The sequence below is a fragment of the Psychrobacter sp. ANT_H3 genome (genome assembly GCF_027919975.1).
Taxonomy (GTDB): Bacteria; Pseudomonadota; Gammaproteobacteria; order Pseudomonadales; family Moraxellaceae; genus Psychrobacter; species Psychrobacter maritimus.
Window position 1 is genome coordinate 168,955 of sequence record NZ_JAQISM010000015.1, and the last position, 16,052, is coordinate 185,006.

Sequence of the window (16,052 nt, forward strand, 5' to 3'; positions counted from 1 at the left end):
AAACTCATAGCCCGTGCTGTTGTATATAGTTAGTGGTACGCTGATAGCCATACCGCCATTGCGCCTGCATTTGCCGCACAAAGCCATCATAATCACTGTGGATGAGCTCAACGGTCATTTGTTTGATACTGAAACGCTTTTGTACATGATGTCTTGCCAACTGCTGAGCATTATCTGCAAAAGGTAACCAATGTAATTGATTCACTCGAGGACTGGTTTCAACAGAATCAGCGCGTGTCAGCGTTTCTGTTGAATCAAAACCCTGCACCTGTGCCAAACGCTCGTTGGGGTCAAAACCAAAAACACGTTGAATGGCTGGTGCGGCAAGCCATGAATCATAACCTGCCTTGGTCTCTGCAAATACGCTATGACCCAATTGACACGCCAGCTCAATGGGTGTGAGATTAATCACCCCGCCTAAGCACCAACCAAGCGCTGCGATATGCGTCGGTGGTAGGTAATACATATCTGCCATAGAAGCACGAATCGCAGGGGCAAAATCCCATTTGGTCAGCGTTTTGACAGACTGAGTTATACGTCCAGTAGCAAATGTATGAGCCGGTGAATTCAGTTTTTCTGCAATGAGATCTAATGCTGCCAATCGCGGCGGGGCAAATAATAATTCTTGTAGCCTAAAATCATTGTTAAAAGCATTATCAACAGTAGTCCCTTGATTAGCTGTTGGATACAGGCGGCTGGCGATAATGGCTATTTCTGGCGTGGTAGGATTAAACGAATTATTATTGTGCTTGAGAGAAAAACCAGACAACTCGTCAAGCCATTGTTCCTCATTATCGACTCGAAACATCGCTAGCTGCTGCAATTCATCTAAAATCCGCTCATAGTTATCTACTTGCCGCTGTCTTTGCCCGTTAGCTTTTTGCTTTGTGAGTCGCCAGCGCTTGAAAGCTTGAGCCATATAACGTATTTTTAATCGCTTACTTGCTTCGTCTGGCGCGACATGTCTGATAGCAGTAATGACACGATACAACTCACTGCTGCACATGAGCTCCTGCAAATCCTTGGGATCGGGCGCTAAATTAACCAAATAAGCCGATAGACTACCACCGCAGGTGCCAACAATCATATCCGGCGTCAAATCATGAGCCACCAATGCCGCATAGCTACCTAAATAATAGCCAAAACGGGAACCGCCCCCTGAAAAAAGCTGTACACGCTCATAGGGTTTGGCATGCGTATTATTCATGATTGGTTGAGGCTACTTTAATCGCTAGTGACACGGTAAAGATACCAAAGCGATCGATACGCATCGCTATTTTTTGAAAGCCAGCATTCTCAACCAACTGATCCATCTCTGCTTGTGAACGACAACGCATCACCCAACTACTGCCACGATGATTGTTTAAGGTTTTACTGATAAATTCTTGTTCAGGATGCCAAGGCTGATTGGTATAAAGTAAATAACCACCAGAGTTTAAACTATCGTAAATGCCTGCCAAAGCCGTCGTTGGTAGCGTATTGTCAGAAAACAATTCAAAAACACCAGAGGCAATGGCGATATCGAATTTTGTTTCATCGGCACTGCCAGTCTCTTTCTGCTCATCAACATAACTGGCAGGGTTAAAAGCATCTTTTTGACAGGCAATCACGCGATCAGCAATTTCTAGCTGCTGCGCTTTCGACTGTAAAGCTTGAATATTATGCTGCTCATAATCACGTAGCTCAGCATGCAAGTCTGCAAACTCTGTCAACAAATCAAACGCATAAAAGCCATGCCCACTAGCAATATCTAGCAATCTTGGTTGGTATAACTTAGCGCTACTTTGGTTCTTATCTTCAATATCTGCTAAAGCTTGACGTGCTAGCTCTAATATATGCTCACGGCGGATACGAATACCTTGCCAACCAATATTGCTTAAGTAAAATTTATCGACTGCCTGACCAAATTTATTCTGACCGCTCGGCTGATTGTAATAGACATGATCGAGCGAATGACCCGAATCAAAGCCATGCACAAGCCCAGTGGCAATGGCATCGCTGACATGACCAAATTTTTGCATGGCAAATCGGGTAATGGCAAAGCTTGGGTTAAAAGGCTTAATCGCTAAGCGATCAACCTTATCCTTACTGGCACTGTTTAGATGAGCGGCGCTTAAATCAGGCGTTTTAACGTCCGTACTGAATACCTGCTCAGCGAACTCAAGACAATCAGCAAAGACGTCTGCTTTATTGGTTTCATGAAAGATAGCATGATAGCTGTCTGGATATAATTGCCAACGCTTACTAGTCGTATTAATCGCGTCATAAAAATCGCGTTCAGCCTGCTTATCGACCACATAATCCTTGCCTGCGCACAATACAAACGTCGGCACGGTAATGGCACCAGCATCATCGAGCAAGCGTTGACCCGTCGCATGAGTATCAATGAGCAAGTCAGTCGAGATGCTATTGGAGATAAGCGGGTCGGCATTGTAGGCTTGCTGCGCGTCTTTATCATGGGTCAGCACTTGCGCTTTGACGTAGCTGCTCACGCGTGACATCAAACCAAGTGCGCGTGCCACCTTTAACGATGGTATGGCAAAGGGTAGATACAAACGAATCTTCAATGCAGGTGTACCCAAAATCATCCCGCGAATATTGGGTGCGTAATCATGTACCCATGCTGCCGCGAGTACCGCACCGATACTACTGGCGATGAGTAAAGTATCGTCAATGGCAATGCCAGTTTGAGCAACGACCAATTGCACAAAGTCGTTTAAATCGCGCTCTAGCTCAGTGACGCTCTCGGCGTGATCTTTGATACCGCCTGAGCGCCCATTACCGCGTGCATCCCAAGCAAATACTTGATAGCCAGCCACAGCAAACTGCTGTCCTAACTCTTCCAATCGTCCTGAATGCTCATGACCACGATGTAGCAGAATGACTTGGCGCTGTTGTGTGTGTTGCTGACTGGCTTGTTTTATAGCCTCTAGAGGCATCGTCAGCCAGTAACGATAATATATTGCCGTGCCATCATAAGCGTTATAACTGCTTTCACAATGAATAGTTTCGGGTGAGGGCTGCTTTGATGACGTCTTTTGGGATGGGTCTTTATGGTTACTATCGTTAAGCAGATTTATTTTATTTTCTGCATTATTAGAGGTCGCTGACATAATATTGGATTCCAAAAGAGAAGCATTAGTAGAAGAATGAGGTAAAGCGTTATGAGCGATGAAACTATCAATGACGCTAGGAGAAAATTCAACATGGTTGGAAATGTTTGAATGATCACAATTACTTAAGGCGTTCAGTGTTGATTTAGGCACTGGCGGTTTACGCATTACGTATAAATTTGCCATATAACGCAAGCGATTGAGGCAAGTTTTTAAGAGCAAGGCTTCTGTCAGTAGGCACAGTTGCCCTATTCTTATAGGTGATGGCGATAACGGTACTTTGACACCAACCAAGGTGCCAAGCACACCCAGCAAAAAAGCACGGTCACTTTTGCCTAATGGCCCATGGTTGGCTCGAGTACCTAGAGCTGTATTACTGGCTATACCCAGTAGCTCGGTACCAATACTAAGACCAATCAAACCAACAATATGGCGCTGACTGTGAGATAGATTTTCTGCGGTATTTATCAGCCCAACTGGCGTTTCTTGATTATCAACATGCGGCAACAGACTGGCTAATAATGCTGTATCGGCAACAATATCGCCCACTTCATTGAGCACTTCACCAAGTTTGGATGCCTGTCCGTGCTCGCGCGCCATCATGCCATCAATAGCATTGAGCGCCATACGTACGAACAACGATGACGGCATTAACAGCCATAGCGCTTGATTTTTGGCTGCGGGTTTAGCTATCACATAGGCCGTTCCCACACTCAACAATACTGCTGAAACCGTCACTTGGTTGGCGGTAACACCTTGCCCAGCTAGAGTATCGCTTATAGGACGCAATTGATCTTGGAATTGAGATTTGAGTTGATATAGCGACATAATACGTGCCAAAACGTTTGATGCCTTCAATGTAACAACAAAAGTTTGTCAGGTAAAGAATAACCAGCCACTTAGAGGTCATTTACTACTCAAACAACCGTCATATTTTGCGATGAATATGATGTGCTGATAGCCGTATTTACGAGCTAATATGATACAATCCCCAGCTTCTGAGAAATGCCCTCCCAAAAACGCCTTGTTTAAAAATGACGAGTCTGCCGACATGCAAAGCCTGATTACCCTTGTTTTGGTCTTAATGCCAATGTTTATTGGTTTTGCCATCCCCTCCAATCCCAAAATGACCAAGCTTGCTGATAAAGGCTTGTCGTACTTGGTTTATGTCATCTTAACCCTCATCGGTATTGAGCTGTCACAAGTCGAAGGGCTGGGCAGTCAAATAGGTGAAATCGCCCTATATGTCATCATCCTATCGATTTTGACAATTGGCACTGGCTTATTTGCTCTCATGCTGTTTGACCGCCTGCGCCCGTGGCATGCCAAAAAGCCCAGCGTCAAATCCAAAGAGCACCGCGTTAGTATTCGTGGCAGCTTGGCGCAAGTAATTTGTGTGGTAATTGGCATGGTAATTGGCTATCTCTTACCCGTGGATTATATGCCGCCTGAAAACACCATGACCGCAATGCTGATGGTATTAATCTTACTGGTTGGTATTGGCTTAAAAGGCTCGGGCATTACCCTTAAAGAAGTACTACTCAATAAACGTGGCGTAGAGATGAGTATCATCTTTACACTAGCCGTTCTGGTTGGCGGACTTGTTTTCGCGCTGATGTTTACCGATGTATCATGGACAAAAGGCTTGGCACTGGCATCTGGGTTTGGTTGGTATTCGCTATCAGCGATTATCATGACTGATGCTTATGGCGCCGTTTGGGGCAGTGTGGCGCTATTTAATGACTTGGTACGTGAGTTCTTTGCGCTATTATTTATTCCCGTCTTTATGCGCAAATATCCATCAGCAGCGGTCGGTCTTGGCGGCGCGACCAGTTTGGATTTTACCCTGCCTATTATTCAACAATCTGGCGGGCTAAAAGTCGTGCCACTGGCGATTAGTTTTGGTTTTATCATTAATATTGTCTCGCCAGTGCTGATGGTGTTGTTTTCGGCATTGGGGTAAGGTTAAGTTTTAAAGGTTGATGAAAATCAGTCGTTATTATTCAAAGGGCTCACAGTGCTTGGCGTACTTACCATAACTCTCTGTATAACTCGCGTATTTTAGATTCGATAAATTTTTGACTTGTCTACTTGCCTTAAGAACGACTCTTCTGTTTTTGGATTCGATCTGTTCAGGATCATCATAACTCAGATCTATATTGGTAGAAGGATACCGATCTAAGCAGTCATAAGTAGTAATACGGTCAGATGCGATATGATGCTCGGTTATAAGTCTGTTTTTAATAGTAAGTGCACGTTGGCGTGATAAGTTGTCATTGGTCTTTGATAATGCAAGCTCATTCGATGACAAATGCCCAAAGATAAAAACATTAGCATCTGGATATTCGTTAAGCTTTTCTTCAATTTTTGCAAACTCTTTATCATATGTATTAATTAATCGACTACTCAGCGGTGCAAAAAATCCTCGTAATTCCATCTCAAGTGCCGCGCCTCCCTCAATTATTATTTCACAGCCTTTCGCATCGACCACTACGTTAGATGGCGTTTCAGGACATTCGTCTATAGCATCAAGTACACCGTCACCATCTGAATCAATCTCTGCTTGCATCGTCCTGATGTTTTCATGTTGAGGTAACTCTTTAGACAGCGCAGTTACAGTGGTTTGGCAGCCAGCTAACGCTATAGATGTTACTAGCAGCAATAAAGTGCTACAATTTTTCATTCCCATCATTACCTCCTCTGAATACCTTCAAAAACAATTTTTTGTTTATGTTGAGATGACAGCTATTTATCAATAAAAACTCTCTTTAAAATTCAACGCAGATGCCGTCTTTTAAATTGATAGGATAGTCACTATCAGGCTCAGTTAATAAACCATAAACCCGACGATTAAAAGCTCTACCCTCCTCAGTATCATTAGGTGCAATGGGCGCTCTAGCGTCACAATTTAAAGTCATCAATCGACTAGATTCTATACTATGCTTTAATAAAAGGTAGTTTTTGATTATCAGTGCTCTGTTTTTAGGTAATGAGCTTAAGTCTTTATTAATTTCATCCTCTGAAATGTGCGCTTCAATTTTAAAAATAGCGGTATCATACTCTTTCATTCTTGCGGCTACTTTATCCAGCTCAACCTGATATTTAGATGTTAGTTCACTGCTACCTTTAGCAAAAAAGGCACGATACTCCATTTGTAAACCAGTTCCAATAGTGGTGAGAGGACAACCATACTCATCCATCACCACATCCTTAGGGGTGTTCGGGCAATTATCTATGATGTCAGGGACGCCATCACTGTCTGTATCTGCATGTGGCTCTATCATGACTTTAGGTGTGTTATATGACTCCTTGTGGATTAAACCTTTTGTTGGTACGAATTGGCAGGAAGTTAAAGTAAAACTAGCTATTACCACTCCTATCGTCATCCATGAATTATTTTTCATACGCCATCCTTAGTTCATATAAAGCGTTCAGTTTAAACCCTAAACCCCACTTGCCTGCTTGGCAAACAGGCGCATTAACGGTTTAATTTTGCTCACGCGATACATACCTTCATTACGAAGTTGTTGGATAGGACGCATCTGCGCAAGCGAGCCTGCAAACAGCCAATTAAGCGCCGAAAAACTGTGCATCATTAAACTATTATGCGGACGACGCAGACGCTCATAGCTACGCAAGGTTTGGTTCGTGCCCCAGAGCTTATTTCCGCTACGCGCATAGTCATGGGTGAGTTGTTCACTTAATGCCTTGACATCGAGCATGCCCAAGTTCAATCCCTGACCTGCCAGCGGATGCACACCATGTGCCGCATCACCGATTAATACTAAGTTATCCGCGACGTAGCTTTTTGCTTGCTGTGCTGCTAATGGAAAGCTGGCAATTGATTCAATCTCGCGGATAGCACCCAGCTCATAATTACTGGCAGCCGCCAATTTATTAGCGATATAGCGCGGCGTTTCTTCCAACAATGCCAATGCTTGGTTGCTTGGCAGTGTCCATACAATCGACTGCCAGTGTTGTGGATTGGCTTTATCTTCATCAGTAATATCAGCAAGTGGTAATAATGCCAATGTACCAGTTGGTAGCATGGCTTGACGGGCGGTTGCTCGGTGCGGCTTGTCAGTTTGAATGGCGCAGCAAATCGCGGTCTGCTTATAATCAAGCACATCTAGCTCAATTGCCGCCTGCTTACGCACAAACGAGCCGCGACCGTCAGCACCAACCAATAAACGTGCGTCAATCACACTGCCATCATCTAGCGTCACACGGTAACCTTGTGTGCTACCAAGCCAGTCCATATCGACAACCTTTTGCCCATCGATAACAGTTAAATACTGGCTGACATCAGCGGCAGATAAACGCTGCCATAATGCATATTCGATAACTGCGGGCTCAACCATACTACCGAGCATTTTTGGCTCAGAGTTTTGATTGCTGTTATTGCCGTCATTACTGCTATTACTGTTATCGCCACTATCGCCACTATCGCCACTATCACCAAACAGTAACTCGCCACGACCGTTTAGCTGCCAAACCTGCATTTGTGAGTAATCGGCTTTGCGCTCTGATGCCGCTATCTTTTGCCAAGCGCCCACGTCTTTGAGTAAGTTGATACTGGCAAGACTTAATGCATAAACGCGCGCATCCCGCTTGCCAAGCGCCTGCTGCCAATCTGCCTCGCTACGTTCAGGACGCGCATCAATGAGCGTCACTGGTATTTCAGCTTGTGCCAGCTTTAGCGCAAGGGTTGCACCGACGATACCGCCGCCGATAATGAGCGTATGGTTATTTTTCATAAAACGTCCTTTGTCGCGTTATTCATGCTATCCGCTCATATTTATGTGGTTTAGCAGCAGCTGAAATTATGGATTTTATTTGCTTAATAATTTACCCGTATGTCGAACTACGACTTCAAGCCCATCGCATAGTTGGCAATCAATGGCTTAATGTTCGGCAGTTTATCAAAGGCAACCAAAGCCACGTTACGTGCTAGCTTCACCGCTGGGTTTGGATGCGTAAAACCATGTACGACGGCATCACAAAAGCGAATGACGCGTTTTTGATCGGTTTGACGGGCTTTTTCATAGCGCTTGAGCAAAGTCGGATTGCCGATATCCTCACCTTTTAGCACCTGCCGACTCATCATTTGTGCCAGCACATGGGCATCGCGCATACAGAGGTTAAACCCTTGTCCAGCGACTGGATGTAAGGTGTGAGCTGCATTACCCATGATGACGCAGCGACCATCGACTTGTTTATCGGCCAGTACCCGCGTCAGTGGATAAGCACCGCGGCGACCGGCTTTTTTAAACGTGCCAGCGCGCGCGCCAAAGGCTTGCTGCAAGGTTGCCAAGAAATGCGCATCATCTTCTAAATATTGCGTCTCTTCGCCAGTTGGACAAACCCAAACTACCGAGCGTCTATAACCTTTTTGGTACTCATCATTGCCGTCGCCTTCTGGATCAGTCAATGGCAACACCGCAAGCGGCCCTGCCGGACTAAAACGCTCAATGGCAATATGTTCATGTGGCTCGTCTGTTTCTACCACCCCAACGATAGCGGTTTGCTTATAATCATAAGTCGTAGTGCCAATACCTAATAGCTGACGCACGGTAGAATCACGACCATCACAAGCAACTAAAACGCTGGCCTGCAATTGCTGCTCATGCTCTTCTTCACCGTAATAGCTAAAGCTTAACGTCACGCCATCGCTTTGTTGGCTAACGGCTATCACATTGGCATTATCAATTAAAGTAATCAGCGGCTCCTGCTGGGCAGCCAATAACAGCTTACGTCCAAGCCACGCATTTTCCATCACTTGGCCGAATGACTCGACCTGCTCCTCAGCTTTATTTAATTGTGCGCGTCCAAAGCTGCCTTGCTCACTAATCTGAACCGCGTCAATGCGGCAAGCATGGCTTTGTAGCTCAGCCCATAGCCCAATCTCTTGATAAATCTGTACCGTACGCCGTGACAGCGCGGTATTACGGCTGTCCAAATAATGGCTACGCTTAGCATCATCATTAGGACTGATGGTTGGATAGCTGTTTTTTTCCAGCAAGGTGCTAGCGATACCATGATGAGCAAGTAACAATGCAAACGACAAACCGACATGCCCGCCGCCCGCGATAAGCACTTGCTGCTCAGTCATAGCAGCTTTATGAACATGACTAGATTTAACATGGCTAGATTTAACATGGCTAGATTTAACATGATTAGTTTTTGACAAACTTGCTTCAGTATTTTGCATGGTTATTATTCCTAATATGATCCTTTTAACACGCGTTTAGACGTGATGAATACGCACTCAAAAATGTTATTTTTTTAGAAGATTTATCGTTGTCTGCCGCTTTTCAGCTTGGCTTTTATAGCTGTCTTATCTAAGCAATAGATTACCACAAATTACCGCGCATGCCGTGCTCTTGACAGTATCCTCAGCGAGTGTGCAAAAATTTTAATACTCACCTATTATCTAAAAACGGCTTGTATCTTAGAAAGCTCAAACCTACAAAACACTGGCTTTTAAAATGGCTCAACATTAAAAACAGCAAAAACGCAGTCAGTGGTTGCAATCGCCATACAAAAACAAAGTGCTACCTCCCTTATATCGCTTGAATTTTAAAATCTATCTACCATAATGAAGGCAGGATAGTGACTTATTACCAGTCATTTTACGAATAACCATTTTTCTCAGCCATTTACCGTCATTTTAATTTCTCTCAGCTAAGCAACCGTCATAAAAGCAACAAACGTTATAAAAACTATTTAAAAGCAATGAAACACAATTAATTATTTTATCTCTGAAGCCCGTTACTCTATCGCAAGTCATTAACTAAACCATAGAAGATTAGCCATAGCAGCGGGCAACCAAACACAAGGATAATCGCTTGACTGATTCCATGAGCCGCCGTATAAAGTTCGAATCGTTGACCCCAGCACAGCTCAAAACCGTGCTCGGCGAATATAATAACCACATGAAATATATCCAAGAACGCCTCGATATTAAAATCAGCCAACGCCAAGGCGACTTTTGCCTGAGCGGCGATATATTGGGTGTTGAGCGCGGCGAACGTATTATTTATAAGCTGGTCGATGAAGCGCAAAATACCAAAGATATCAGCGCAGAAGAGCTGCACTTAATCATCCAATCGAGTATCTCACGCGATGAAGATATAGCAGCCGATGAAGAATTAGATGACGAGGAAGATGCAGACAACTTGGATGCTGCCAGTGACTTTACGCCAGTTAGCCTGCGCACCCGTAATGGTAAAATCATTCCGCGCGGTGGCAATCAGCAGCGTTATGTGAGAGATATTTTATCGTCTGATGTGTCGTTTGGTATTGGACCTGCCGGTACTGGCAAAACTTATCTTGCCGTCGCTTGTGCTGTCGATATGCTTGAGCGCAATGAGATTGAGCGTATCTTACTGGTACGTCCTGCGGTAGAAGCTGGCGAGAAATTAGGCTTTTTACCGGGTGATTTAACGCAAAAAATCGATCCGTATTTGCGTCCTTTATATGACGCGCTATATGAGATGCTTGGCTTTGATAAAGTGGGCAAAATGCTTGAAAAGCAAATCATCGAGGTCGCTCCGCTTGCTTATATGCGTGGTCGTACTTTGAACAACTCATTTGTCATTCTAGATGAAGCACAAAATACCACGCCTGAACAGATGAAAATGTTTTTGACGCGTTTAGGGTTTGGTTCACGTGCGGTTATTACTGGTGACATTACGCAGGTCGATTTACCTCGCGGCAGTAAGTCTGGTCTGGCGCAAGCGATGGAAATTCTAAGCGGTATCGAAGAGATTCATATCACCAAGTTTGACTCAAAAGACGTCGTACGCCATCAATTGGTACAAAAAATTGTTGAAGCTTATGATGTGTTTGATGAAGAGCAACTCGCCTTGCAAGAAAAACGTAAGTTTGAGCGCATGAAAGAGCAAGAGCGCAAACAAGCAATAACCGATGCAGCCGCTAAGCTATAAATTATCTTAATATAGCTATATGAGAAAACTTAAGAAAATATGGCAAGAAAACCGGATTTGATATCCGGTTTTTTACTGTTAGATATTTATTGTTAAATATTTTTAATATTGATAAAAAAAGGATAATGGCATGAGCCAAGCTGAACAGAATGATACTGACAATAATGTTGATGATAATTTTAGTAGTAGTTGTAATGACAGTTTGAATAACACGTTTGATAATGACGACAGCTTAGCTGTACTTGATATCAGCGCCGCCGATAGTATTGATGACGATATACTTGAGAGCTTTTATAATCGCGAAAACTTATTAAAGGTCATGATGGCGACTTTGGATAATATAGATGAGCGTATTAAAAATGGTCTGACGCTGCCTTATTATGCCGATATCGATACTGAAGTATGGCAAGAAAAATCGAAAGCGCTGGATATCTATATTACGGATACAGTGGAAGGGCAAGAGCTTAATTTAGAGGCGCGCGGCAAAGATTATGCCACCAATATCCTATCCTACCCAAGCGACTTGCCAGCGGCAATCATTGGCTTGATGCCAACGCTACCGCTAGGTGAGCTGGTGATTTGCCATGGCGTGTTGGTTCGTGAAGCTGCTGAGCAAAACAAGACTGTCAATCAGCATATCAGCCATTTATTAATACACGGTGTACTGCACTTGCTTGGCTTTGACCATGAGCTCGGACAAGCCGAGCAAGATGAGATGGAAAGCTTTGAGATTGATATTTTGGCAGGATTGGCGCTGCCAAATCCTTATCTCTAGCTTGTCTTTAGTCCTTTTTTAACCCTTTTTTAACATGGTTTTTTGTGCTTGATCCATCTGGTTAATCATCTGATCTAAGCCTTTGACATGCACACTGCGCTGCGGGAATGGAATATCAATTTCATTGTCATCAAGGGCGTTTTTGAATTGTTCTAATAAATCGCATTGCATCGACCACCAATCATCATTGGTGGTCCAAACATTTAAAGTTAAATCGACTGAATTGTCGCCCAAGTTGGTCACGCGTACCACCGGTGCAGGATCAGTAAACGCCATTGGATTATTTTTTGCCAAATTTAGCATAATATCTTTGGCGGTTTTGATATCGGCATCATAACCAATACCGACCGTGATATCGACGCGGCGGTTGGGCAACGCCGTATAGTTAATCACCGCTGAGGTAGTAATATCGCTATTTGGAATGATGATGTCGTGATTATTAATGGTCGTCAAATGGGTATTGACCAAGGTAATTTCGGTCACGGTACCGGTATAACTACTAATCTGCACATAGTCGCCGCGGACAAACGGGCGAAAAGTCACAATCATGATACCAGCGGCAAAATTCGATAGCTGATCTTTCAGTGACAAACCAATCGCTACCGCTGCACCGCCTAAGATAGCGACGACTGAAGTAGTCTGTACGCCAACTTTACTCAGCGCTGCCAAAATCACGACAACCAATAATAAACCATATAATAAGCGGCTTAAAAAGTTAGCCGCCGTCGCCTCTAAACGGCTACGTAACATAATACGATTGCTAATGGTCACGACTTTTTTTGCCAACCAACGCCCGACGATAAATATCACTAAGGCAAAAGCAATTTTAAGCGCAATGCTCAAAGCACTCTCTGTTAAGGTCGCTATATCAAGGGTAAAACCTAAAAATTCCATACTGACTCTTTACTCTATTACTAATTTTTGAAAATGTATTTTTATAAATACTTTGTTATAAACATGATGCTTATGGCTGTTTAACGCTAAATTGAAGTTAAAGCTAAATTAAAGCCCGATAAAATATTTCAGGCTCTCAATGAGCTTAATAAGTGATGTCTACTTTATCACTATAGCGATACGTACGTATCAGACGCAACTCGACGATATCATTCATGTCTTCGGTAAATTTACCAAATGGCGCTGCTTGTCTGACCGATTGTTTGGCGGCTTCATCTAATATCGTCGAATTTGAACTCTCAAGCAGACGAATGGCTTTAATATTACCATCATTACCGATGACGACCATTAAGCGCACTTCACCCGTGATACCTTGGGCGCGCGCTTGGGCAGGATATTGCAAGTTACCGACGCGCTCGACGTGCTCACGAAAGGTATTGATATAGTCCGCTGCCGCACCACGCGTTGTCGAATTGCTATCGACGGTCACGACTTTTGATTTGGTCGCATACAGCTGTTGCCGCTGAGACAGCTGCGCCTCTAAAGTAGCAATTTGCTTACGCAGACGCTCTTCTTGCGCCTTCATATCATCTTGTTCTTGCTTGCTATCGTTATCAGACTCGACGCTTGCTTCACGCCAACTTAGCGTCGTACGCAGATAACTTTCTTGATAGCGCTGCTGACGGACTTGGCGTTGTAAGCTAATCACATCTTGCGTTTCGCTCATTTGCTCAGCAGATAATGGACTGCTCTGGTCTGTCTCTTGGCGCAATTGCTCCTGCACGGTACCGCCGCCTTCTTGTGAGGCATTGGCGATAAATTGTGCATCTTCATTTGGTTGCATATTATCGGTCAGCGCTTTCGCAACGTCTTGCATCATGCCAGCAGGGTCTTGCCCCATCGAGAAGCTAATCCCAAAAATAATCAGCGCGTGGACACTGACGGCAATCACAATCGCCATCGGCAAGCCGACATCACGCTTAGGTGCTTGCGCTGAAAAATGGTAGCTTTGCGAGTCTTTAATGGAGGCCACAGTTGTTCTCAACTAATGAATATAAGGGCTATCGGCAAGAAGCATGATAATATAAGCACCTGTCGACCAATGCCGGCGCTATCATAACATGACAAAGAATTGTGTCGCTAGCACAACCGTATACTGCGGCTCTTAACTTGCTACTTGCTTATCTATATATAGTAAGCCTGCTCAATCAGACAAAACCTAGACGTTCATTTTGCACGCTACCTTTTTCATATATACTGTTTTATAAGTGAGCTATTAGCAAATACGAATTTCACGCCTGCATAATATGAAATATAAACACAGGTGCAGTTTCACGCTTACGTGACGACCCCCATCATTATAAGGATAATAAGTTTGAGTAACTTTGATAATATGGACAATATGAATGATTCAGACAGTTTTGATGAATTCTTTGAAAATATTGGCTACCGTTTTGACGAGTCATTTAGTGATGGCTGGGAGCGTCTTACCCAAGCGATTAAAAACATTTATAACAAAACCACCGATAAGCTTGAGGATGAGATATCCTTGCCGGTTGCCCAAACTTACGTCAATGATGCCCTACAAAAGTTTGTCACGGACAATGTCAAAGCCATTTTAGAGCTGCGCGTTGAGATACATGATGACTGGTTTCGCTTATATTGTACCGTCGATGCTGGCGGTATCTATGCGGAGGTGGCGAGTAATTTTAGCTTGGTTCATGTACAGCTTGATCGCAACGTTCAGCGCCTTGTGTTTGGTCAGCAGACTTATACCGACGTCCTTAATCTACGCTGCGAATCCTTTATCAAGCGCCAAGGTATCAAGCTTTTTATCTGGTTTTATCATAGCGTGCTGAAAAAAGACCCGTTAGGCTTCATTTTGTCTTATATCAATATTGCCCGTGCCAAAGAGGAAATCATCTACCTTGATATCAATCGCTGGCTGAAAAAGAATAAGAAAATCATCAGCACCTTACATAAGGTACAAGTCAATTACGGCGAGCTTGAAGAAGAACAATTGGTGCTTAAAACGCAAATTAATTATCGTGACCTACTAGCCAGTAGCGCGAATGAAGATATCATTAGTGATAAAGATGAGCCGCAGCTGATGCAAGGTCCTATCAATCCGATTGCGGATGCTACGGAGCCAAGTTTAGAACCCTCTTCATAGACATACTAAAAGCCGCCTAAGCGCTATTTAAACGCTGTCCATAAAAAAGCGCTGACCTTTAAAGATAATTGTCTTTAAAGGTCAGCGCTTTTTTAATGCAGCTCGTCTTCTATACTAGATTAAAAGTAATCATATGATTACCAGTAGTTTTCTACCGCGATATTGCCTTCGCCGCGGCGATTCATCACCAGTCCTAAGCTCTTTAACGTCTCTTTGGTATCTTCTACCATGTCAGGGTTGCCGCAGAGCATGACGTGCGTGCTATCGACATCTAAGGCAATACCGGCGCGCTCTTGCAGCGTTCCATCTAATAAGAGTTTTGGCAGACGTTCTGTCAAAGCACCTTCAACCGGCTCACGAGTCACGATAGGTATAAAAATGAGTTTGGCTGGATTATCAACCAAGGAGCCAAAGTCTTCTTGTAAGCTTTCAATCTTGTCGATATATGCCAATTCTTCTGTTGAGCGCGCACTATAAGCCAGTACGATATGCTCGTAATCTTCCCATGTTTTTAAATCTTGCAGCATCGATAAAAATGGTGCTAAGCCTGTACCCGTCGCCAGCAGCCATAAGTCTTTTGGTAGTGGTTTTTGATAACGCGCCAAGGTTAAAAAGCCAAATGGCATGGTATTGAGTAGCAGCTCATCGCCCACCTCTAAGTGTTGCAGCTGCGAAGTAAAAGCGCCATCAGGGATGACAATAGAGAAGAATTCTAATACCTCATCAAAGGGTGACGATACAATCGAATACGCGCGGAAAATATCTTCATTCAGCGCCTCGTTTAGTGTTTCGTCCAGTTCTTCATCGTCATCATCAGCATCAGCTACTGCACTCAACTGCTTATAGTATTTTAATTGACTGGGATTAACGCCCAAACGCACAAATTGCCCAGCGGTAAATTTAAAACTATCCGGACGACTGACGGTAAAGCTAAATAGGTTGGGCGTCCACGTGGTTTTACTGAGCACCGTTACTTTTTGAATATTGTCACTCATAATAATGACTTACCTTCTTTTTTTATTAATAATTATGGCTACTCTAGTGTAGATGGCTATTTTTATAAATTTTTAAAGGGGTCAAACTAAAAGATGCGCCAAGCTTATCATAAAGCTGGCGCACCTTGGTTTTCTAACCGTAACAGCAGATAA

General features: G+C 43.7%; 13 protein-coding genes. 4 read left to right on the plus strand and 9 right to left on the minus strand.

Going from position 1 to position 16,052, the window contains the following annotated elements; genetic code table 11:
• Positions 1-4: 4 nt before the first annotated feature.
• Positions 5-1,207 (minus strand): patatin-like phospholipase family protein, encoded by a 1,203-nt coding sequence (locus PG901_RS08870; protein ID WP_271134264.1) that lies wholly within the window; start codon positions 1,205-1,207, stop codon positions 5-7.
• Positions 1,200-3,941, minus strand: a complete 2,742-nt coding sequence (locus PG901_RS08875; RefSeq protein WP_271134265.1) for an alpha/beta fold hydrolase — start codon at positions 3,939-3,941, stop codon at positions 1,200-1,202. Before PG901_RS08875 ends, PG901_RS08870 begins: the two co-directional genes overlap by 8 nt.
• Positions 3,942-4,164: 223 nt before the next feature.
• Here PG901_RS08875 and PG901_RS08880 point away from each other — a divergent pair, with 223 nt between their 5' ends.
• Positions 4,165-5,076 (plus strand): lysine exporter LysO family protein, encoded by a 912-nt coding sequence (locus tag PG901_RS08880; RefSeq protein ID WP_271134291.1) that lies wholly within the window; start codon positions 4,165-4,167, stop codon positions 5,074-5,076.
• Positions 5,077-5,112: 36 nt separating this feature from the next.
• Here PG901_RS08880 and PG901_RS08885 read toward each other — a convergent pair whose 3' ends face one another.
• The 4 genes from PG901_RS08885 to PG901_RS08900 all read right to left on the minus strand — a co-directional run bounded on the left by PG901_RS08885 (position 5,113) and on the right by PG901_RS08900 (position 9,225).
• Positions 5,113-5,802, minus strand: coding sequence for an OmpA family protein (locus PG901_RS08885; RefSeq protein ID WP_271134266.1), 690 nt, complete (start codon positions 5,800-5,802; stop codon positions 5,113-5,115).
• Between the two features lie 79 nt (positions 5,803-5,881).
• On the minus strand, positions 5,882-6,517 hold the full coding sequence (locus PG901_RS08890) for an OmpA family protein (protein WP_271134267.1): 636 nt from the start codon (positions 6,515-6,517) through the stop codon (positions 5,882-5,884).
• A 39-nt stretch (positions 6,518-6,556) separates the two neighbouring features.
• A complete protein-coding gene (locus PG901_RS08895; protein WP_271134268.1) occupies positions 6,557-7,870 on the minus strand; it encodes an FAD-dependent monooxygenase in 1,314 nt (437 codons plus the stop codon).
• A gap of 107 nt (positions 7,871-7,977) precedes the next feature.
• The gene (locus PG901_RS08900; RefSeq protein ID WP_271134292.1) at positions 7,978-9,225 is read right to left on the minus strand and encodes a UbiH/UbiF/VisC/COQ6 family ubiquinone biosynthesis hydroxylase; all 1,248 of its coding nucleotides are present in this window, start codon (positions 9,223-9,225) and stop codon (positions 7,978-7,980) included.
• A 748-nt stretch (positions 9,226-9,973) separates the two neighbouring features.
• On the opposite strand from PG901_RS08900, the gene PG901_RS08905 reads away from it, so the two are divergent.
• On the plus strand, positions 9,974-11,062 hold the full coding sequence (locus PG901_RS08905) for a PhoH family protein (protein ID WP_271134293.1): 1,089 nt from the start codon (positions 9,974-9,976) through the stop codon (positions 11,060-11,062).
• A 130-nt stretch (positions 11,063-11,192) separates the two neighbouring features.
• On the plus strand, positions 11,193-11,837 hold the full coding sequence (gene ybeY / locus PG901_RS08910) for an rRNA maturation RNase YbeY (protein WP_271134269.1): 645 nt from the start codon (positions 11,193-11,195) through the stop codon (positions 11,835-11,837).
• 18 nt (positions 11,838-11,855) lie between these two features.
• Here ybeY and PG901_RS08915 read toward each other — a convergent pair whose 3' ends face one another.
• Both PG901_RS08915 and PG901_RS08920 read right to left on the minus strand, forming a co-directional pair.
• Complete coding sequence (locus PG901_RS08915) at positions 11,856-12,731, minus strand: mechanosensitive ion channel family protein (RefSeq protein WP_271134270.1); 876 nt, start codon at positions 12,729-12,731, stop codon at positions 11,856-11,858.
• 145 nt (positions 12,732-12,876) lie between these two features.
• Positions 12,877-13,764 carry an energy transducer TonB gene (locus tag PG901_RS08920; protein ID WP_271134271.1) on the minus strand — a complete coding sequence of 296 codons (888 nt, stop codon included), beginning with the start codon at positions 13,762-13,764 and terminating at the stop codon, positions 12,877-12,879.
• A 360-nt stretch (positions 13,765-14,124) separates the two neighbouring features.
• On the opposite strand from PG901_RS08920, the gene PG901_RS08925 reads away from it, so the two are divergent.
• Positions 14,125-14,904, plus strand: coding sequence for a hypothetical protein (locus PG901_RS08925; RefSeq protein WP_201620032.1), 780 nt, complete (start codon positions 14,125-14,127; stop codon positions 14,902-14,904).
• Between the two features lie 137 nt (positions 14,905-15,041).
• Here PG901_RS08925 and PG901_RS08930 read toward each other — a convergent pair whose 3' ends face one another.
• On the minus strand, positions 15,042-15,899 hold the full coding sequence (locus PG901_RS08930) for a ferredoxin--NADP reductase (RefSeq protein WP_271134272.1): 858 nt from the start codon (positions 15,897-15,899) through the stop codon (positions 15,042-15,044).
• Positions 15,900-16,052: the final 153 nt, after the last annotated feature.